The following is an 18,838-nucleotide window of genomic DNA, read 5'->3' on the forward strand; positions in this document are numbered from 1 at the left end:
CCTTCTCACCTCTGTCACGTTCTGGGCGGCCGTATCAGGCGAAGCGGTGACACCTCGTCCGCAGCTCCGACCGGTCGAGTACGAGCGCGTACTGGCCGTCGATCATCCGCGAGCCGGCGATCGGCGCGGTGGCGGAGGACAGACCCGAGCCGTCGAGATGACGCAGGCCGAGCACCAGGTCACGCAGGTCTCCGTTGGACATCCGGTCGTCGACGCTCACGGTCCGGGTGATCGCGTCCAGCATGCGCGCCGTGCCCAGCGGGTTGGTCGGTCCGGCTGCCGCGCGGATCTCGCCGACCAGGCTGTGCAGGAACTGCTGCTGCCGTCGGATCCGGTCGAGTTCACCGCCGGGCAGACCGTGTCGCTGCCGTACGTACGACAGGGCTTCGGCTCCGTTCATGACGTGCGTTCCCGCCGCGAACCGCCGGTGCTGCTCGGGGTCGTAGGAGTCCTTCGCGACGGTGATGCGTACGCCGCCGACGGCGTCGGTCAGTGAGGTGAAGCCATGCCAGTCGACGACGGCGAAGTGGTCGACGCGCACGCCGGTCAGTCGCTCACCGGTCTGGATGAGGAGCGGCGGTCCGCCCCAGGAGAAGGCGGCGTTGACCTTGGCGGAGCCGTGGCCGGGGATCGGCACCCAGCTGTCGCGCGGGATGGAGATCATGTCGGCGGTGCGTTCGCCGGGACCGAGGTGGACGAGCATGAGGGTGTCGCTGCGCTGGGCGCCGTAGGTCCACAGCCGCGCGGTGGCGTCGTCTCCGGTGGTCGGTCGGCGGGAACGGCTGTCGACTCCCGCCAGCAGGAAGGTGGTTCCCGGGTCCCTGGAAGGCCGTGGGCCGCTGGGGAAGGCGTGCGGGATGCGGGTCACCTGGTCGCCGTAGTGGTTGGTCGCCCACCAGATCCCCCCGGCTCCGAGCGCGACCAGTGCGAGCCCGGTGGCAGTCAGCAGGACCAGCACCCGCCACAGGAGGCGGCGGCCTCCGGTGGGAGCGGGGTGCGGCCTCGGCGGCCACTGCGGGTGCCCGGACATCAGAAGTCGTCCGGGTAGGGGTCGGTCAGTGCGGCGTGTGCGTGATCCGCCGGTTCCGTCGCGGGGAACCCCGGCAGCAACCCGGCGAGCAACTCCCGCACAGTTCCCCCGTCGTTGCGCTCCGCCGCCCCGTACAACGCCGGAAGCCGCCGTGCCAGTGACGGTGGGCGGGCCACGGGGGTCGCCGCCAGGATGCGGGGGTGGGGGGTGGGGGTGTGGTCCTCCTGGGCGCAGAAGAGGGTTTCGTTGAGTTTCTCGCCCGGTCGCAGGCCGGTGAAGCGGATGGTGACGTCGGGGACGTGCACCGAGCGGGCGAACTTGCGCACCAGGTCCACGATCCGCACCGGCCTGCTCATGTCCAGCACGAACACCTCGCCGCCGCGGGCCATCCGGGCCGCCTCCAGGACCAGGCCGACGGCCTCCTCGACGGTCATGAAGAAGCGGGTGACGTCGGGGTGGGTGACGGTGACCGGGGAGCCGGTGCCGAGTTGTTCGGCGACGACCGACAGGAGGGAGCCGCGGCTGCCGAGCACGTTGCCGAAGCGGACGGCCGCGCACACCGTGCCCGGCGGGGCGTCCTGCTGGGCGCTCTGGACGACGAGTTCGGCCAGGCGTTTGGTCGCGCCGAGCACCGAGACGGGGTCGGCGGCCTTGTCGGTGGAGATGAGCACGAAGCGCGCGGTGCCCACGGCGGCCGCGGCGCGGACGAGGTTCTCGGTGCCGCGGACGTTCGTCTTGACGCCCTCGCACGGGTGCAGTTCGAGGAGGGGGAGGTGCTTGTGGGCGGCGGCGTGGAAGACGACCTCGGGGCGCAGTTCGCGGAAGACCTGGTCGATGCGGGCGCGGTCGCGGATGTCAGAGATGACGATGTCGTCGCCGCGCAGCGCGTCGCCGTACAACTCCAGTTGCAGGCGGTGCAGGTTGGACTCGTCGTGGTCCAGGAGCAGCAGCCGGCTGGGCCCGAAGGCGCGTACCTGGTGGCACAGTTCGCTGCCGATGGAGCCGCCCGCCCCGGTCACCAGGACGCGCCGCCCGGCGACGACCGAGCGCGCCTCGGGGCTGACCACGTGCATCTCGGCGCGGCCGATCAGCGCGGGCACGTCGAGTTCGCGCATGTCGCCGCCGACCACGTCACGGCGGAGCGCGGCGACGAACGACGGCAGGTAGCGCACGCTCGCCCCTTCGGCCTCGGCGGCCCGCGCGACGCGGCGGAAGCGGTCCGGGGCCAGTCCGGGGACGGCGACGACGACGGCCTCGATGCGGTGGGCGCGTACGACGGTCCCGGTGGCGGCCAGCTCCCCCAGCACCGGCAGCCGCGCGACCGTTCCGGCGAGGCGTTTGGCCGGGTCGTCGTCGAGGAAGCCGACCGGGTCGAGGCCGTAGGCGGGGGTGCGGGCCAGGTCCCGGGCGAGGGCCCGGCCGGCCTCTCCGGCGCCGATCACCAGGGTGCGCAGTCCGGCGGGCGGGTGACCGCCGCCGGGGGCGGCCGCGTGACCGGCGAGTTCCTCGCAGACCCGGTCCACGGCCTGTTCGGTGAGGTCCGGGTACAGGGGCAGGGAGAGCAGCTGCGCGTGGAGCCGGTCGGCGCCCGGCAGCCCGCCGGGCGGGACGAGGGACCTCTCGCGCAGATACGGCAGCCGGTGCAGCGGCGTGAAGTGCACGGACGTGCCGATGCCGGCCGCGGCGAGCTTGTCGGCCAGGTCATCGCGGGAGACGCCGTACTCGTCCAGGACCCGTACGACGTAGAGGTGGTGGGCGTGCCGGCCGGGTGCCGCCGGTTGCAGGGGGCGCAGGCCGGGGACGGTCGCGAGGGCCGCCGTGTAGCGGTCGGCCAAGGTGCGGCGCCGGCGTTGCCAGGCGTCCAGGTGGCGCAGTTGGGCGCGGCCGATCGCGGCCTGGACGTCCGTCATGTTCGCCTTGAGGCCGGCCTCCTCGACGGTGTAACGCCAGCTGCCGCCCGGCAGGTTGCGCCGCCAGGCGTCGGCCGACATCCCGTGCAGCCGGGTGCGGCGGACGCGGTCGGCCAGCCGGGGATCGTCGGTGGTGACCATGCCGCCCTCGCCGATGGGCAGGTTCTTGGTGGCGTAGAAGCTGAAGCAGGACGCCCGCGACAGGCCGCCCACGGGGCGGTCCCCGACCCGGGTGCCCAGGGCGTGCGCGGCGTCCTCGACGACGTGCGTCAGCGGCAGCCGGGCGGCCCGGGCCAGTTCCGCGACGGGGGCGGGGGCGCCCGCGTAGTGCAGGACCATCATGGCCTGCGGGCAGCCGCACGCCCGGGCCGCGCGGGCGACGGTCTCCGGCGTGGGCATCGCCGTGCGCGGGTCGACGTCCACCAGGACCGGCCGCAGCCCGGCGTGCAGCACGGCCTGGGCGGCGCCGCAGAAGGTCACCGCCGGCACCAGGACCGTCCCGCCGTGCGGCAGGGCCAGCGCGCCCAGCGCCAGTTCGAGCGCCGCCGTGCACGAACTGACCGCGACCGCGTGCGCCGCCCCCACGTACGCGGCGAACTCGTCCTCGAACCGCTCGGTCTCCGGTCCGGTGGTCACCCATCCGGAGGCGAGCACCCGCCCGGCCGCCCGGCGGGCCTCGGGACAGATGCGGGGGGCGGCGAAGGGTACGGAGTCCGGCGGTCCCGGGCGGTCCGGCTGCCGCGTGGGGCCGAGCGGTCCGTGCCGGGGGCGCAGGCGGTGAACTGTCGTCATGGGGAGCTCCCCTGGTGGCGTCACTTCGTGGGGAACGGTTCGGGCGGGGCGGGCCGCGGGGAAGGGTTCCGCTACGGTGTCCGTCGGCCGACCGCACCACCCATAAGAAGTATATTTACGACGTATACGTACACTTTGCGCCGGTCCGCACATAGAGTCAACAGCGAGCGACGGCCGCTCGGGCGACCCCTCTGGAGGCACGGCATGGCCGACGAACGGACCGGGGCGCGGGGCAGGCCCGCCCGGCCCGAGACGGGGCCCGCGCGCCGGGCCAGCGACCGCGGGCGCTACGGCCGGCTGAGCCGGGAGCGGGTCCTGGCCAGCGCCCTGGAGCTGGTGGACCGCGAGGGCCTGTCGGCGCTGAGCATGCGCCGGCTCGGGGCCGAGCTCGGCGTCGAGGCCATGGCCCTGTACCGGTACGCGGCGGGCAAGGACGCCCTCCTGGACGGCCTGGTCGAGGCGCTCTACCTGGAGCTGGAACGCCGGCTCGCCGAACCGGAGACGGCCCCGGCCGGCACCCCCGCGCAGCCCGCCTGGCGCGCCGAACTGCACCGGATCGCCCGGACGACGTACGCCGTCTGCCTCGACCATCCGCAGGTCGTGCCGCTGCTCGCCACCCGCATGCTGGCGGTCCCGCTGGCCCAGCGGCCGGCGGCCGTGCTGCGCGACCACGAGCGGGTGCTGGCCCTGCTGCGGCAGGCGCCCCTGGACGCGGAGCGGGTCTCCGCCGTCTTCCGCGCCTTCACCGCCTGGCTGCTGGGCTACGTCACGGTGGAGCTGCGCCTCATGGTCGACAATCCCCAGGAGCCGGACCCCGCCTTCCGGCTCGGTCTGCACCGCATGTCCGCCCAGGAGCTGCCGCTTCTGCGGGAGACGGCCGCGGACCTGGCGGAGCGGGGAGGGCCGCAGGGGCTGGCGGCGGGCCTGGACGCCCTGCTGGACCGGTTCACCCGGCGCAGGTCCTAGCCCGGCCGGCCGGGCGGGGGCGCCGTCGTGCCCCGTACCTCCAGGAACGGCGTCGCGAGGTCGACCTCGCGGGGCCGGTCCGGCTCCTCGATGCGGTCCAGCAGCCGCTGCGCCGCCCGGCGGCCGACGTCGTGGCCGGCGTGGTCCACGGTGGTCAGCCACAGGTGGCGCAGGCGGGAGAGGTAGGTGTTGTCGTAGCCGACGAGGGAGAGGTCCCGGGGGACCCGCAGGCCGCTCTCCTCGGCGGCGGACAGGGCGCCGACGCAGGTCATGTCGTTGGCGGCGAAGATCGCGGTGGGCCGCTGCGGACGGCTGAGCAGCCGCACGGTGGCCCGGTAGCCGCCCTCCTCGGTGAGGTCCCCCGGCTCGGTGACCGCCGTCGCGGCCAGGCCGTGCTCCCGCGTCACGGCCTCGAAGCCGCGCCGGCGCAGCTCGCCGACGGCTCCCCGGCCCGCGATGTGCGCGAGATGCCGGTGGCCGAGTCCGATCAGGTGCTCGGTGGCCAGGCGGGCGCCGTGCTCGTCGTCGTTGGCGACGACGTCCACCTTCGGCAGCTCCGGCTCACGGGCGCCGGCGACGACGGTGGGGACCTGTCCGGCCGTGGCGCGCAGGGCATCGGGGTCCTCCAGGGTGCCGACGGCGATCAGACCGTCGACGCGCAGTTCGGTGAAGGTGCGGGTGAGGTCCTCGCCGAGCCGCCGGTTGAGGCGGCCGTCGGCGAGCAGCACGCGCAGGCCGCTGTCGTACAGGCGGGCGTTGAGTCCGTCGAGGAGTTCCACGAACCAGGGGTTGCGCAGGTCGTTCAGGAGCACGCCGACCGTCCGGGTGCGCCGTTCGCTGAGGCTGCGCGCGGCGGCGTTGGGCCGGTAGCCGAGCGCCTCGACGGCGGCGAGGACGGCCGCCCGCTTCTCCGGCCGCACGCCCTCGGAGCCGCGCAGCACCAGCGAGACCAGGGACTTGGACACGCCGGCCCGCTCGGCGACGTCGCGGATGGTCGGGGTCCTCATGAGTGGACCGTTCCACAGAGCGGACCGCCTTGTAAAGACTCTTGACAGCCTCACCGAACGCCCCCATCGTGAGCCGGGCCAGGGTTGTGGAACGGTCCAAAGAAGGAGCGGTCATCGTGGACAGGCTCGGCGTCGCCGTGGTGGGCTTCGGCTGGATGGGGCGGGTGCACACCCATGCCTACGCCCGGCTGCCGCACCACTTCCCGCAACTGCCCCTGCGGCCGGACCTGGTGACGGTCGCCGACGAGGTGCCCGGCCGGGCCGAGGAGGCGGCCGGGCGGTACGGCTTCTCGTCCGCGGTCCGCGACTGGCGCGAGGTCGCGGCGGACCCGCGCGTGCGGGCCGTGAGCATCACCGCACCGAACTTCCTGCACCGCGAGATCGGTGTCGCGATGGCCGAGGCCGGCAAGCACATCTGGATCGAGAAGCCGGTCGGCCTCACCGCGCAGGACGCCCGCGCGGTCGCCGACGCGGTCGCCGAGGCCGGTGTCCAGGGCACGGTCGGCTTCAACTACCGCAACGCGCCCGCCGTCCAGGCCGCCCGCGAGCTGATCGCCGCCGGTGAGATCGGCACGGTCACCCATGTCCGCATCCGCCTGTTCAGCGACTACGCCGCCCACCCCGAAGGCGCCCTGACCTGGCGGTACGAGCGTGAGCGCGGCGGCAACGGAGTCCTCGGCGACCTGGCCTCGCACGGCGTCGACCTGGCCCGCCACCTGCTCGGCGACATCGAGTCGCTGAGCGCCGACACGGCCGTCTTCGTGCCCGAGCGGGCCCGGCCCACCGGCGCCACCGCCGGTCACACCCGGGCGGCGGGCGGCGCCCTGGGCCCCGTGGAGAACGACGACTACGTGGGCTGCCTGCTGCGCTTCGCCTCCGGCGCCCGTGGTGTGCTGGAGGCCTGCCGGGTCTCGGTCGGCGAGCAGAACAACTACGGCTTCGAGATCCACGGCACGACCGGCGCGGTCTTCTGGGACTACCGCCGGATGGGCGAGCTGGCCGTCAGCCGCGGCGCCGCCTACCAGGACCAGCCGGTCAGCACGGTGTACGTCGGCCCGGGCGCCGGCGAGTACGCCGCCTTCCAGCCGGGCGCGGCCAACCCGATGGGCTACGACGACCTGAAGGTGATCGAGGCGTACCGCTTCCTGCGCTCCGTCGCCGAGGGGAGGCCGTACGGCGCGACCCTGGACGACGCCGTGGCGAGCGCGGAGGCACTGGACGCCATGACCCGCTCGGCCGAGGAACGGGCGTGGGTGAGCCTCGCGTGAGCGCCGTAGCCGTCGGGGTGGTCGGCGCGGGGAACATGGGCGCGGATCACGCCCGTACGCTGCACCGGTGGGTCTCCGGCGCCGTGACGCAGCCGGGGCTGTTCGATCAGGCGGCCGTGTAGCCGAGTTGGCGTCGCATGAAGGGGGTCATCAGGGTCTTCGCCTTGGCCAGTGCGGTGGTGCGGGTGCCGAGGACCGCGGTCTCTCCGCCGGGCACGGGCAGCACGGTCACTCCGTCGGCGGGGCCGAACGGCACGATGAGCGGGGTGCGGTGGACCGCGCGGTAGGAGCGGGGCCGCTTGCCGTGCCGGCCCGAACCGCGCAGGTACACGCGGATGTTGTGGGCGGCGACCTCCGCCTGGGCGAGCGCGGCGGGGGTCACCTTGAGCTCGCCCGCGTCGTTCACGTCGCCGACCGCGTACACGTCCGGGTGCCCGGCGACCCGCAGCATCCGGTCGACCTTCACGTGCCCGCTCCCGTTCAGCCAGTCGCCGTGCCCGGCCAGCCGCAGCCAGAGGGTGTTGGGGGTGGTGCCGGTGGCCCAGAAGGAGAGGTCGGCGGACAGGACGGTGCCGCGGGCGTCCCGGTAGGTGCCGAACTCGTTGCCGGGGGACATGAAGGAGTCCAGGCGCACCTCCACGCCGTGCGACTCCAGCCAGGCGCGGGCCTTGCGGCCGGCGCGGGCGCTGCCGGTGGAGTCGAGCAGCTCCGTCCCCGAGTGGGCGAGGGTGACCCGGGCGTCCGGGCGGGCCAGCCGGATCTCGGCGCCGAGTTCGACGCCGGAGGGGCCGCCGCCGACGACGAGGACGTGCTCGGCGCCGGCGATCCTGTGCTGGTGCCCGGCGAACGACTTGGCCGCCTCCTCGGGGGTGGTGCCGGTGAAGCGCGCGGGCTCGGGGTAGTCGGCGCCGGTGGCGATGACCAGCACGTCGTACGGCAGCCGTTCGCCCGTGGCCAGGTGGACCTCGCGCGCGGAGGTGTCGACGCGGACGGCCTTGCCGACGACGACACGGCCGTTGCTCAGCAGCCGGTCGTAGGGGATGAAGGGCGTGATCGTCCACTCCGGGCGCACCCCGGCGCGCAGGGAGGCGATGCGGTGGAAGAAGACCTCCTTGCGGTCCACCAGGGTGACCCGCGCCGTCGCGTCCAGGCGTTTGGCGAGCCGTACACCCGCGTAACCGCCGCCTATCACCACTACGTTGCCGTCTCGCACAACGGTCTCCTGTAACGGGTGGGGGGAACGGCAGCGAGCGTAGCAGTTGAAACCTCAAGCACCGGGTGGGCTTTGTGCGGATGCCGTGAAGAGCGGCGGGGATACGGTCGGCACGGAACGGTGCGCGGCCGCGGGGACCGGGTCAGTGCACGGGGGCGCCGGCCTGGGCGGGGAATCCGGGACGGCCGGCCAGCTCGGAGGTGCAGAACGCGCACCGCACCGCCGCCGCGGGCACGGTGCTCAGGCAGTCCGGGCAGTCGGTCTTGGCCACCGGCTGTTCCTTGACCGGGTTGAAGCGCGCCTGGAGCCGGCCCACGGGCAGGACGACGGCGAAGTAGATCACGGCGGACACCAGCACGAAGCTGATCAGGGCGTTCAGGAAGGCGCCGTAGGGGAACGCCGTCTCCCCGACCGTGAACGCCTGCTTGCTGAAGTCGCCGACCGCCCCGGTCGCCACTCCGATCAGCGGCGTGAGGAACGCGGTGACGAAGCCGGTGACCACGGCGGTGAACGCGGCGCCGATCACGATGCCGACCGCGAGGTCGACCACGTTGCCGCGCAGCAGGAACGAGCGGAATCCCTTGAGCACCGGGTACTCCTTGTGCGATGGGTGAGGGGTGACGGCGGCCCATGCTGCCGGTCGCTTTCTCCGGCGTCCAACCGCCTCACTCGTTCCGGTGAACGGCCGGCGGGCGCCACACCTCGGGGGCGGCCCGCGCCTGACCGATCACGCGAAAAAGGGCCTCCACAGGCTGCCGCCTGCGAAGACCCTTCGCACCGTCGGGACGACAGGATTTGAACCTGCGACCCCTTGACCCCCAGTCAAGTGCGCTACCAAGCTGCGCCACGTCCCGGTGCGCGTGCCGCGGTGGACCGCGTGATCGCGCCGACAGCACTTTACCCCATGTGCCCCGTCGCGCCGAAGCGGGCGGGGGTCGGGGGACAATCGTCGTATGGGCGAGACATCCTCCGAGCGGCGGGCAGGCGTGCGGGACCGGGACGGCGAGGGGCGGGCCCGCAACGCCCGGCCCCGGGACGGGCTCGGGCGGCCGCTGCCGTACGGGGCCCGGGGCGTGGCCCGGCAGCCCGAGGGCGTCGTGCGCGGACCGGAGCAGACCGTGGCCGAGGCGCAGGAACTGCTGGACGCGGGCAAGCCCTTCCACGCGCACGAGGTGTTCGAGGACGCCTGGAAGTCGGGGCCGGAGACGGAGAGGACACTGTGGCGCGGCCTGGCGCAGCTCGCCGTGGGGCTCACGCACGCCGCCCGCGGAAACGCCACCGGCGGGGCCCGGCTGCTGCGGCGCGGCGCGGCGGCCGTGCAGGAGTGGGCGGAGGTCTCCGGACAGCCGCGACCGTACGGGATGGATCTCGCGGGGCTCGCCCGCTGGGCGCGGGAGCTCGCGGAGGGCGTGGCGGCGGGCGGCGGTCCGGTGGACGCGGCGGCCCGGGCGCCGCGCCTGCGGTAGCGCCGCCGACCAGGGCGGACGCGGTGCGCCCACTGTCAGTGGCGTACGGCAGACTCGGGGTGTGCGAAAGATTCATGTCATCGGTATCGGCGCGGGCGACCCCGAGCAGCTCACCCTCCAGGCGGTCAGGGCGCTGCGGAGCACGGACGTGTTCTTCGTCCTGGACAAGGGCGAGGCGAAGAGCGACCTGACCCGGCTGCGCCGGGACATGCTGGAGACGCACATACCGCACGGATCGGCCTACCGCGTGGTCGAGGCGCGGGACCCGGAGCGGGACCGGAAGGCGGGCGGCGCGCAGTACTCCCCGGCCGTCGGGGACTGGCGCAGTGCCCGCGCCGGCATCTACGAGCGGCTGATCGCCGAAGAGCTCGGCGAGAGCGAGAGCGGCGCGTTCCTGGTGTGGGGGGACCCCGCGCTGTACGACAGCACGATCGGGATTCTGGAAGAGGTGCTGGAGCGCGGCACGGTCGCCTTCGAGTACGAGGTCGTGCCGGGCGTCAGCAGCGTCTCGGCGCTCGTCGCCCGGCACCGCACGGGGCTGAACCGGGTCGCCCGGCCCGTCCAGATCACCACCGGCCGGCGGCTCGCGGAGGGCTTCCCGGACGGCGTGGACGACGTGGTGGTGATGCTGGACGCGCACCAGACGTTCCTGAAGTACGCCGACCAGGACATCGACATCTACTGGGGGGCGTACATAGGCACCCCGGACGAGATCCTCGCCTCCGGCCCGATCGCCGAGGCCGCGCCGCGGATCGAGCGGTTGCGGGCCGAGGCCCGGGAGCGCAAGGGCTGGATCATGGACACGTATCTGCTGCGCAGGCATCCGCGGGAGTAGGCCGCCGGGTCGGCGGGCACTCGTGCGGACCGTCCCCGCATGCGGGAACAACCCCCAGGTGTGAAGGTGACCTCGTGACAGCAGCGTTGGAGGAAACCGCACTGCCCGCCGCGCAGCCCCCCGTCCTGGACACGCGTCGCCGCAACGTCGTCTTCCTGACGATCATGCTGGGCATGCTGCTCGCGGCCCTCGACCAGACCATCGTCGGCACCGCGCTGCCCACGATCGTGTCGGACCTGGGCGGCGCCGCGCACATGTCCTGGGTGGTGACCGCGTATCTGCTGGCGGAGACCGTCTCGACGGTCCTGGTCGGCAAGTTCGGCGACCTGTTCGGCCGCAAGGTGGTCTTCCAGGTCTCGGCGATCGTGTTCATCACCGGCTCGTTCCTGTGCGGTCTGGCCGGCAACATGTCGCTGCTGATCGCCTGGCGGGCGATGCAGGGCGTGGGTGCCGGCGGGCTGATGGTGACGGCGATGGCGCTGATCGCCGACGTCATCCCGCTGCGCGAGCGCGGCAAGTACCAGGGTGCCATCGGCGCGGTGTTCGGGGTGGCCACGGTCATCGGGCCGCTGCTGGGCGGCCTGTTCACGGACCACCTGTCGTGGCGCTGGGCCTTCTACGTCAACGTGCCGATCGCGGTCGTCGTGGTCGTCGCCGCCGCCCGCACCATCCCGGTGGTGAAGTCGGCCTCCCGGCCGGTCATCGACTACCTCGGCATCGCGCTGGTCGCGGTCGGCGCGAGCGCGCTGATCCTGGCGACGAGCTGGGGCGGCAACGAGTACGCGTGGGGCTCCGGCGTCATCATCGGCCTGTTCGCCGCCGGTGTGGTCGCGCTGGGGCTGTTCTGCCGGGTCGAGACCCGGGCGAAGGAACCGATGCTGCCGATGCGGCTGTTCGCCAACCCGGTCTTCACGGTCTGCTCGATCCTCAGCTTCATCGTCGGCTTCGCCATGCTCGGCGCGATGACCTACCTGCCGAGTTATCTCCAGTACGTCGACGGCGACTCGGCCACGATCTCCGGTGTGCGGACGCTGCCGATGGTGGTCGGCCTGCTCATCGCGTCGGTGTTCAGCGGCAACGTGGTCAGCAAGACCGGCCAGTACCGTCTCTTCCCGATCGTCGGCTCACTGGTCATGGGCGTCGGCCTGTTCCTGATGTCCCTCATGGGGCCGGACACCGGCGCCTGGCTGGAGTCGCTGTACATGTTCGTACTCGGCGCCGGCATCGGCCTGTGCATGCAGGTGCTGACCATCGCCGTGCAGAACACCGTCGAGTACGCCGACCTCGGCACCGCCACCTCGGGCGTCACCTTCTTCCGTACGCTGGGCAGTTCCTTCGGCACCGCCGTGTTCGGCACGATCTACACCAACAGCCTGGGGCCCAACCTCACCGACGGGATCGCCGCCGCCGCGCGAACCGGCGCCGCGTCGCCGGCCGTCATCGCCAAGGCGGCGACCAGTCCGGAGGGCCTGCACAGGCTGCCGGCCGCGGCGGCCGCCCCGGTCATCGACGCCTACGCCGACACGCTCCAGACCGTCTTCCGGTGGACCGTCCCGGTCGCCGCCGTCGGCTTCCTGGTCGCCCTCTTCCTCAAGCAGGTCCAGCTGCGCGACAGCGCCCGGGCCGGTTCGACGGACATGGGCGAGGGGTTCGCCTCACCGCACGGTGCGGACTCGCAGCGGGTGCTGGAGGCGACCGTCGGGAAGATCATCGGCAGCACGGACCAGGGCACCGCTCGCCGGCTGATCACGGAGTCCGACACGCGGCTCGACATCGCCGGTGCCTGGGCGGTGATGCAGGTCGAACTGTTCACGCGGATGGTGGGCCACGCGGGCCTCGGGCTGATCGCCGCGCGCCGGCATCTGCCGCCCGAGGTGTTGCTGCCGGTCTTCGACCGCATGGTCGAGGAGGGGTACCTGACCCGCGAGGGCAGTCTCCTCTCGCACACCGAGGCGGGCCGGCGTGAGGCCGCCGTCATCAGCGCGGCCTGGGCGAAGTGGCTGGAGGAGCAGGTGCGGCAGGACGTCGGCCGCCCGACCGACGCCGACCTGCGCGCCGCGGTGGACACGATCGCCAAACGGCTCCTGGTCGAGGACCTGAACAGTGGTCTGCCGCAACGGGCACGGGAGCTGGAACCGGCGACCGCCTGAGCGGGCCGGGTTGCGCGGGCCGCTGGGGGCGGTCGCGCTGCTGGCTGCTGGTGCCGGTCGGGCTGCGCGGGCCGCTGATGCCGGTCGGGCTGCGCGGGCCGGTGGGGCCGGTCGGGCCGGTCGGGCCGGTCGGGCCGATCACGCCGGTCTGAAGATCACGCCTTGTGGCCGGTCAGGCGGATCAAGCGACCACGGCCATCCGGCTGGTGAAGCCGGCGGGGTCGATTGGGCCGCGGATGCGCGGGCCGCGGGTGCCGGTCGCGCCGATCACGCCCGTCTGGCCGATCACGCCCTTTGGCCGGTCCGGCAGATCAGGCGATCAACCCACCCGGCTGGTCAGGCCAGCGGGGCTATCAAGCCCGGCGAGCCGGTCAGGCTCGTCAGGCTCGTCAGGCCGGTGTAGCTCGTCGGGCCGGTCATGTCCATCAGGTCAGTCCTGGGTTCAAGTGGTCGAGGGCGGTGGGCACGTCGGGTACGGCGGTCACACCCGGGGGCAGTGGTGGGCGGCGGACGATCACGACGGGCAGGGCGAGTTCGCGGGCGGCCGTCAGCTTGGCGGCCGTCGCTTCTCCCCCGCTGTCCTTCGTGACCAGTACGTCGACCAGGTACGCGCGCAGCAGCTCCGTCTCGTCGGCCGGAGTGAACGGGCCCCGGGCGAGGAGCACTTCGGTATGCGGCGGCATGGGAGGCTCGGGCGGCTCCACCGACCGTACGACGAAGTGGAGTTCCGTCAGATGCGCGAAGGCCGCAAGGCCCAGGCGCCCGGTGGTCAGAAAGATCCGGCGGCCCAGGCGGGGCAGCAGCTCCGCGGCCTCGGCCAGTGAACCTACCGGGTGCCAGCGGTCGCCGGGGCCCGGCCGCCAGCCCGGCCGGCGCAGTACGAGGGCGGGCACACCGGCGGCCGCCGCGGCCCGCGCCGCGTTCGCGGTGATCGTCTCGGCGAAAGGGTGTGTGGCGTCGACGAGGACGTCCACGCGCTCGTCGCGCAGCCAGCCGGCGAGCCCCTCCGCGCCGCCGAAGCCGCCGACGCGCACGTCCCCCGCCAGCGCGCCCGGCCTGCTCACGCGCCCGGCCAGAGAGGTGGTCACCCGCACACCGGGACGTGCCGTGAGGGCGGCGGCCAGTTCGCGGGCCTCGGTGGTACCGCCGAGGATCAGGACATGCGGGGGCATGGCAGGAGCGTACGAGACGCCCCGACCGGCAACGGTCCCGGCCCCGAGGGCCCCCCGGGACGACAGCGACCGGGACGACGGCGACCCGGACGACCGGGACACCCTCGATGACCCGCACAAACCCCGTCGGCCGGGACACCCGAGACCGACCCGGGCGGACCAGGTCGGCCGGGACCACTCGCGATGACCCGGATGGACCGGATCGGCCGGGACACCCGCGGCGACCGGGACGACCGGATCGGCCGGGATACTCGCGACGATCGGGACGGCCGGAGCACCCAGGACAACTGGGTCGGCCCGGACACCCAGGACGACCGGCATGATCGGGACGTCGCGACGCCCGGGGTGCCCGGACGGCGAAGGGCGGCCGTCCGGCGTATGGCCCGGCGGCCGCCCTCCGTGTTCGTTCGTCAGCCCTGGCGGGCCTTGAAGCGGGGGTTCTTCTTGTTGACGACGAAGACCGTGCCGCGTCGTCGGACCACCTGCGCGCCGGGCTTCGCCTTCAGCGCGCGCAGGGACTTGCGCACCTTCATGGTGCCGCCTTCCTCATCGTGCCGACTTCCTCATCGTGCCGCCGTCGCCGACCCCGCCGGCCGTGTCGGCGTCGTGAAACGGCCGTAGCGGCGCTCGAAGCGCTCCACTCGGCCCGCGGTGTCCAGGACCCGCTGGTTGCCGGTGTAGAAGGGGTGGCTCGCCGAGGAGATCTCGACGTCGATCAGCGGGTACGTGTGGCCGTCCTCCCACTCGATCGTCCGGGACGAGTCGGCGGTGGAACGGGTCAGGAACGCGACGTCCGCGGCACGGTCACGGAAGACGACGAGCCGGGATTCGGGATGGATGCGGGGCTTCACGGGGTTTCCCTCCTTGGGAGCGGCCTGGGAGCGGCAGTCGTCGTTCAGCGGGTCTCGCGGAACTCGACGTGCTGCCCGGCCACGGGGTCGTACTTGCGCAGGACCAGCCGGTCGGGGTGGTTCTGGCGGTTCTTGCGGGTCACGTAGGTGACGCCGGTTCCGGCCGTCGACCTCAGCGTGACGACGGGGCGCGCCTTGCTGCGTGCCATGGGGTCCTCCCTTCGCCCACGCCACGGATCCTTGATCCAGGCATGTCAATCACATGCGGTGTAACGCGGGCCCCCCTCCCCGCATTCCCGGCCCCGAACCCAGCCCCGGACCCCGCGATTCCGTGTCAGCGCAGCAGCAGCTGCAGTCCGCCGACGATGGTCGCTGCGATCACGAGCCGCTCGAAGAGCCGCTGGTTGATGCGGTTCACCGCCCACTTGCCGAACAGGGCGCCGGGCACGACGAAGACCGCGAGTGCGGCGTCGAGCAGCAGCGAGCGGCCGTCGATCAGACCGAGGCCCGCGCTGAACGGCACCTTCGAGACGTTGACGATCAGGAAGAAGAAGGCCGAGGTGCCGAGGAAGCCGAGCTTGCGGAAGCCGGCGGAGAGCAGGTACATCGACATCACGGGGCCGCCCGCGTTGGCGACCATGGTGGTGAAGCCGCCGAGGACGCCGTACGAGCGGGCCTTGACGCGGCCGGAGCGGGTGGCGACCGAGTCCGGTTCCTCGTCGGCGTCCGCGGTGCGCCGGCGCCACACCGTCACCGCCGCCATCAGCAGCAGGATCGCGCCGATCGAGGTCCGTACGACCTTGTCGTCGGCCCACACCAGGAACAGCGTGCCGACCACCACGCCGGCCGCGACCGCCGGGAACAGGCGCCACAGGGTGGGCCAGTGGGCGTGCCGGCGGTAGGTGAGGACGGCGAGGACGTCGCCGGCGATCAGGACCGGCAGGAGGACGCCGGTGGAGGCGCGGGCGGGCAGCACCGCGGCGAAGATGGCGAGGCTCACCGTGTTGGCGCCGCTCACGGCGGTCTTCGAGAAGCCGACGAGGAGGGCGGCGAAGGCGAGGGCGGCGAACTCCCAGCCGGTTATGTGCCAGAGCGTCATCGTGTCCATGCGGGGACCGATGCTATGTGCAGGCAACCGGTCCCGTAAGCACCGTCTCGCTGGTTGGCACCCGGCGTCGCCGGCGCCGGGTGATGCGGACCGGCGGCCCGTGATGCCGCTGGTGCCGCTGGCCAGACCCCGTTCCGCTCCCGTGCGGCGCATGCGGTGCAGTAAGGTCGTCAGGATGCGGGCGCCCGAGCAGCCCAGGGGGTGGCCCAGGGCGATCGCGCCGCCGGTGGGGTTGACCAGGGCGGGGTCGATGCCCAGCTGGTCCACGCAGGCCAGGGCCTGGGCCGCGAACGCCTCGTTGAACTCGGCCTCCTCCCGGCGTCTGGGAAGATCCCCGGACCAGGCCCATCCCCGACACGGCCCGAGGAGAGCGATGTCCGACGCCCGCGAGCACGTCCTCGCAGGAAGCCACGGCGCGGTCGCCGTACGCGCATGGCCCCGGGAGCGGCCCCGGTACGTGGCGCTGCTCGTGCACGGGTACGGGGAGCACGCCGGCCGGTACGAGGAGCTCGCCGGCGTGCTGGCCGGGCACGGGGCGGCGGTGTACGCGCCGGATCACCTCGGTCACGGGCGGTCGGACGGCGAGCGGGTGCTGGTGGCCGACTTCGAGGACGTCGTCGACGACCTGCACGCCGTGGCCGGGCTGGCGCGGGAGGCGTGTCCCGGGGCGCCGGTCGTGCTGGTGGGGCATTCCATGGGGGGCCTGATCGCGGCCCGGTTCGCCCAGCGGTACGGCGCCGGGCTGGCGGCGCTGGTGCTGTCCGGGCCGGTGATCGGCGCGTGGGAGCTGCCGGGGCGGCTGCTCGCGTTGGACGAGATCCCGGACACGCCCATCAGCCCGGCGGCGCTCTCCCGCGACCCGGCGGTGGGAGCGGCGTACGCGGCGGATCCGCTGGTGTGGCACGGGCCGATGAAACGGCCGACGGTGGAGGCGTTCGCCCGGACCCTCGGGACCGTCGCCGAGGGCGGGGGCGTCGGCGCGCTGCCGGTGCTGTGGCTGCACGGCGACGACGACCGGCTCGTCCCGCTCGCCGGCAGCCGCATCGGCGTCGAACGGCTCGGCGGCGTACGCGCCGAGCGGATCTATCCCGGCGCCCGGCACGAGGTGTTCCACGAGACGCACAAGGCGGAGGTGTTCGCCGACCTGAAACGCTTCCTCGACGGCGTCCTGCCCCGCTGATCCGCGCCGTCGCGCCGGCCCGGGCCCGGCTGTTTGCAGCAGTGGGTCATGGGCACCCGCGCACGCATGGAGTGGTTGCGGAGAGCGGCCTGCGTGGGTGAGGACCCCGAACTGTTCTTCCCCGTGGGGACGACGGGCCCGGCGTTGCGGGAGACCGCCGCCGCGAAGCGCGTCTGCGCCCGCTGCCCGGTGAGCGACCCGTGTCTGGCCTTCGCGCTCAGCAGCGGCCAGACGGCGGGCGTGTGGGGCGGCACGGGCGAGGAGGAACGCGTGGAGCTGTTCCGCACCTCCAGACGGCACATGACCAGCGACACGAGGAGGAGAAGCGCGCTATGACCGGTGTGAAGAGCACGCTGCCCGACGATGCCCGGAAGGTGGCCTGCACGGCGCTTCAGGACACGCTGGTGGATCTGCTGGGCCTGTCCCTGACCGGGAAGCAGGCCCACTGGAGCATCGTGGGGCGCAGGTTCCGCTCGATCCACCTCCAGCTCGACGAGGTGGTCTCGGCCGCACGCTCGTTCTCCGACACGGTGGCGGAACGCTCCGCGGCCCTCGGCGTGCCGCCGGACGGGCGGCCGGAGACGGTCGCCAAGGACTTCACCCTGCCCGACCCGCCGCACGGCTGGCTGCGCGACTCGGACGTCGTGCAGCTGATGGTGGACTCCCTGGAGGCGGCCATCGGGCGGCTGCGCGAGCGGATCGAGGCGACCGAGACGGCGGATCCCGTCACCCAGGACCTGCTGATCGCCATCACGGCCGAGCTGGAGAAGCAGCGGTGGATGTTCGACGCGGAGAACTACCCGCGCGAGGACTGACCCCGGGCCCGGCCGGAGCACGTACGTACGGAAGGGGCACCCGATGACCGACGCCCTCGAACTCGACGCGCTGTGGGAGGACTTCCACCGCGTGGTGAACATGACCTCGCAGGAGCTCGCCGCCTGGCTGCGGGTGCGGGACGCCGAGGAGCGGACCGAACCACTGCCGGAGGAGGCGGGCACGCCCACGGGGCAGCACGTCCTGGCGATCCTGCAGAAGCGGCGCACCGACCTCACCGACGAGGACATCCAGGTGATGTACAAGGTCGTGGACACGGTGACCGCGCAGACCGACATGGAGAACGAACCGGCGGCCGAGGACACTCCGCGCCGTCACCGGCTGATGACGATCGGCCACGACCCGCTGAAGCCGTGAGCGACCGGCAGGACGTCGTACGGCACCTGGTGCGCGGCCACGGGCGGACGTTCGCCGAGGAGGCGGGCATCACGCTCAGGGACACCCCGCAGCCCCTGTACCGGCTGCTGGTCCTCGCGCTCCTGCTCAGCGCCCGCATCCGCGGCTCGATCGCGATCGACTCCGCCCGCGAGCTGTACCGGGCGGGGCTGCGTGATCCGCGGCGGATGGCCGGGGCGGACTGGCAGGAGCGCGTCGACGCGCTGGGCCGCGGCGGCTACCGGCGCTACGACGAGCGCACCGCCACCCAACTGGGCGACGGTGCCGAGCTGTTGATCGAACGCTGGGGCGGGGACCTGCGCCGGATGCGGAAGGAGGCGGACGGCGACATCGACGCACTGCGCCGGCTCCTCCAGGAGGTGCCCGGCATCGGTCCGGCCGGTGCCGACATCTTCCTGCGCGAGGTGCAGAGCGTGTGGCCGGAAGCCGCGCCGTACCTGGACGCCAAGGCCCTCGACGGGGCGGCGCGGCTCGGCCTGCCGAAGGACCCGGAGCGGCTGGTGAAGCTCGCGGGACGTACCGAACCGGCCGTTCTCGCGGCCGCGTTGGTGCGGGCGGCACTGGATGAGAAGGTCGCCGAGGACAGCCTCCGCGGCGCCGCGTGACCGCATGCGACGCCCGACAGGACGCCCGCGTCCTCGACGCCGACCCGCGGACCCG

At 73.3% G+C, this 18,838-nt stretch carries 21 protein-coding genes, 1 tRNA gene and 1 pseudogene; 11 read left to right on the forward strand and 12 right to left on the reverse strand.

Translation table 11 applies throughout. The annotated features are described in order from the left end of the window. Positions 1-34: 34 nt before the first annotated feature. Both ACYF6T_RS03120 and ACYF6T_RS03125 read right to left on the reverse strand, forming a co-directional pair. Positions 35-1,030, reverse strand: a complete 996-nt coding sequence (locus ACYF6T_RS03120) for an LCP family protein (protein WP_461693153.1) — start codon at positions 1,028-1,030, stop codon at positions 35-37. Continuing rightward, a complete protein-coding gene (locus tag ACYF6T_RS03125) occupies positions 1,030-3,732 on the reverse strand; it encodes a DegT/DnrJ/EryC1/StrS family aminotransferase (protein WP_461693155.1) in 2,703 nt (900 codons plus the stop codon). The genes ACYF6T_RS03120 and ACYF6T_RS03125 overlap by 1 nt, the downstream gene beginning before the upstream one ends. Positions 3,733-3,936: 204 nt before the next feature. Between ACYF6T_RS03125 and ACYF6T_RS03130 the strand changes: the two genes are divergently transcribed. Next, positions 3,937-4,698: a TetR/AcrR family transcriptional regulator gene (locus ACYF6T_RS03130; protein ID WP_461693157.1), complete on the forward strand. Its 762-nt coding sequence runs from the start codon at positions 3,937-3,939 to the stop codon at positions 4,696-4,698. Here the strand turns inward: ACYF6T_RS03130 and ACYF6T_RS03135 are convergent. Further along, a complete protein-coding gene (locus ACYF6T_RS03135) occupies positions 4,695-5,705 on the reverse strand; it encodes a LacI family DNA-binding transcriptional regulator (RefSeq protein WP_461693158.1) in 1,011 nt (336 codons plus the stop codon). The two genes, ACYF6T_RS03130 and ACYF6T_RS03135, sit on opposite strands and share 4 nt — an antisense overlap. A gap of 113 nt (positions 5,706-5,818) precedes the next feature. Here ACYF6T_RS03135 and ACYF6T_RS03140 point away from each other — a divergent pair, with 113 nt between their 5' ends. Continuing rightward, a complete protein-coding gene (locus ACYF6T_RS03140) occupies positions 5,819-6,973 on the forward strand; it encodes a Gfo/Idh/MocA family protein (protein WP_461693246.1) in 1,155 nt (384 codons plus the stop codon). Then, complete coding sequence (locus ACYF6T_RS03145; RefSeq protein WP_461693159.1) at positions 6,970-7,095, forward strand: hypothetical protein; 126 nt, start codon at positions 6,970-6,972, stop codon at positions 7,093-7,095. The genes ACYF6T_RS03140 and ACYF6T_RS03145 overlap by 4 nt, the downstream gene beginning before the upstream one ends. Here the strand turns inward: ACYF6T_RS03145 and ACYF6T_RS03150 are convergent. The 3 genes from ACYF6T_RS03150 to ACYF6T_RS03160 all read right to left on the reverse strand — a co-directional run bounded on the left by ACYF6T_RS03150 (position 7,080) and on the right by ACYF6T_RS03160 (position 9,040). After that, a complete protein-coding gene (locus ACYF6T_RS03150) occupies positions 7,080-8,186 on the reverse strand; it encodes an NAD(P)/FAD-dependent oxidoreductase (protein WP_461693160.1) in 1,107 nt (368 codons plus the stop codon). The two genes, ACYF6T_RS03145 and ACYF6T_RS03150, sit on opposite strands and share 16 nt — an antisense overlap. Before the next feature lie 142 nt (positions 8,187-8,328). Then, positions 8,329-8,775, reverse strand: a complete 447-nt coding sequence (mscL, locus tag ACYF6T_RS03155; protein WP_461693162.1) for a large conductance mechanosensitive channel protein MscL — start codon at positions 8,773-8,775, stop codon at positions 8,329-8,331. A 191-nt stretch (positions 8,776-8,966) separates the two neighbouring features. Next, a tRNA-Pro gene (locus ACYF6T_RS03160) sits at positions 8,967-9,040 on the reverse strand. A 99-nt stretch (positions 9,041-9,139) separates the two neighbouring features. Between ACYF6T_RS03160 and ACYF6T_RS03165 the strand changes: the two genes are divergently transcribed. The 3 genes from ACYF6T_RS03165 (at position 9,140) to ACYF6T_RS03175 (ending at position 12,637) form a co-directional block, all read left to right on the forward strand. Further along, positions 9,140-9,652 carry a DUF309 domain-containing protein gene (locus tag ACYF6T_RS03165; protein WP_461693164.1) on the forward strand — a complete coding sequence of 171 codons (513 nt, stop codon included), beginning with the start codon at positions 9,140-9,142 and terminating at the stop codon, positions 9,650-9,652. A gap of 61 nt (positions 9,653-9,713) precedes the next feature. Next, positions 9,714-10,487, forward strand: a complete 774-nt coding sequence (gene cobF / locus ACYF6T_RS03170) for a precorrin-6A synthase (deacetylating) (protein WP_461693165.1) — start codon at positions 9,714-9,716, stop codon at positions 10,485-10,487. Positions 10,488-10,561: 74 nt separating this feature from the next. After that, positions 10,562-12,637 (forward strand): MDR family MFS transporter, encoded by a 2,076-nt coding sequence (locus ACYF6T_RS03175; protein WP_461693167.1) that lies wholly within the window; start codon positions 10,562-10,564, stop codon positions 12,635-12,637. Between the two features lie 425 nt (positions 12,638-13,062). Here ACYF6T_RS03175 and ACYF6T_RS03180 read toward each other — a convergent pair whose 3' ends face one another. The 6 genes and pseudogenes from ACYF6T_RS03180 to ACYF6T_RS03205 all read right to left on the reverse strand — a co-directional run. Further along, positions 13,063-13,809, reverse strand: coding sequence for a cobalt-precorrin-6A reductase (locus ACYF6T_RS03180; RefSeq protein ID WP_461693168.1), 747 nt, complete (start codon positions 13,807-13,809; stop codon positions 13,063-13,065). Between the two features lie 410 nt (positions 13,810-14,219). Continuing rightward, entirely contained in the window at positions 14,220-14,342 is a 123-nt protein-coding gene (gene ykgO / locus ACYF6T_RS03185; RefSeq protein WP_461693169.1) for a type B 50S ribosomal protein L36, read from the reverse strand. A 30-nt stretch (positions 14,343-14,372) separates the two neighbouring features. After that, complete coding sequence (locus ACYF6T_RS03190; RefSeq protein ID WP_461693170.1) at positions 14,373-14,660, reverse strand: type B 50S ribosomal protein L31; 288 nt, start codon at positions 14,658-14,660, stop codon at positions 14,373-14,375. 44 nt (positions 14,661-14,704) lie between these two features. After that, a complete protein-coding gene (gene rpmG / locus ACYF6T_RS03195) occupies positions 14,705-14,869 on the reverse strand; it encodes a 50S ribosomal protein L33 (protein WP_461693172.1) in 165 nt (54 codons plus the stop codon). A 125-nt stretch (positions 14,870-14,994) separates the two neighbouring features. Then, on the reverse strand, positions 14,995-15,768 hold the full coding sequence (locus tag ACYF6T_RS03200; RefSeq protein ID WP_461693173.1) for a sulfite exporter TauE/SafE family protein: 774 nt from the start codon (positions 15,766-15,768) through the stop codon (positions 14,995-14,997). Positions 15,769-15,852: 84 nt separating this feature from the next. Continuing rightward, positions 15,853-16,077, reverse strand: a pseudogene (locus ACYF6T_RS03205) (3-oxoadipyl-CoA thiolase); the annotation flags it as partial. Positions 16,078-16,141: 64 nt separating this feature from the next. Between ACYF6T_RS03205 and ACYF6T_RS03210 the strand changes: the two are divergent. From ACYF6T_RS03210 to ACYF6T_RS03230, 5 genes are read left to right on the forward strand one after another with little or no spacing between them, the layout of a single operon-like run. Next, entirely contained in the window at positions 16,142-16,948 is an 807-nt protein-coding gene (locus ACYF6T_RS03210) for a lysophospholipase (RefSeq protein ID WP_461693174.1), read from the forward strand. Between the two features lie 48 nt (positions 16,949-16,996). After that, positions 16,997-17,284 carry a WhiB family transcriptional regulator gene (locus tag ACYF6T_RS03215; protein WP_461693176.1) on the forward strand — a complete coding sequence of 96 codons (288 nt, stop codon included), beginning with the start codon at positions 16,997-16,999 and terminating at the stop codon, positions 17,282-17,284. Beyond that, complete coding sequence (locus ACYF6T_RS03220) at positions 17,281-17,763, forward strand: Dps family protein (protein ID WP_461693177.1); 483 nt, start codon at positions 17,281-17,283, stop codon at positions 17,761-17,763. The genes ACYF6T_RS03215 and ACYF6T_RS03220 overlap by 4 nt, the downstream gene beginning before the upstream one ends. Positions 17,764-17,806: 43 nt before the next feature. Continuing rightward, entirely contained in the window at positions 17,807-18,139 is a 333-nt protein-coding gene (locus ACYF6T_RS03225) for a DUF3140 domain-containing protein (RefSeq protein ID WP_461693178.1), read from the forward strand. Continuing rightward, positions 18,136-18,783: an HhH-GDP family DNA glycosylase gene (locus tag ACYF6T_RS03230; protein WP_461693180.1), complete on the forward strand. Its 648-nt coding sequence runs from the start codon at positions 18,136-18,138 to the stop codon at positions 18,781-18,783. The genes ACYF6T_RS03225 and ACYF6T_RS03230 overlap by 4 nt, the downstream gene beginning before the upstream one ends. The last annotated feature ends 55 nt before the right edge of the window (positions 18,784-18,838 follow it).

It is taken from the genome of Streptomyces sp. 7R007, from assembly GCF_054850255.1.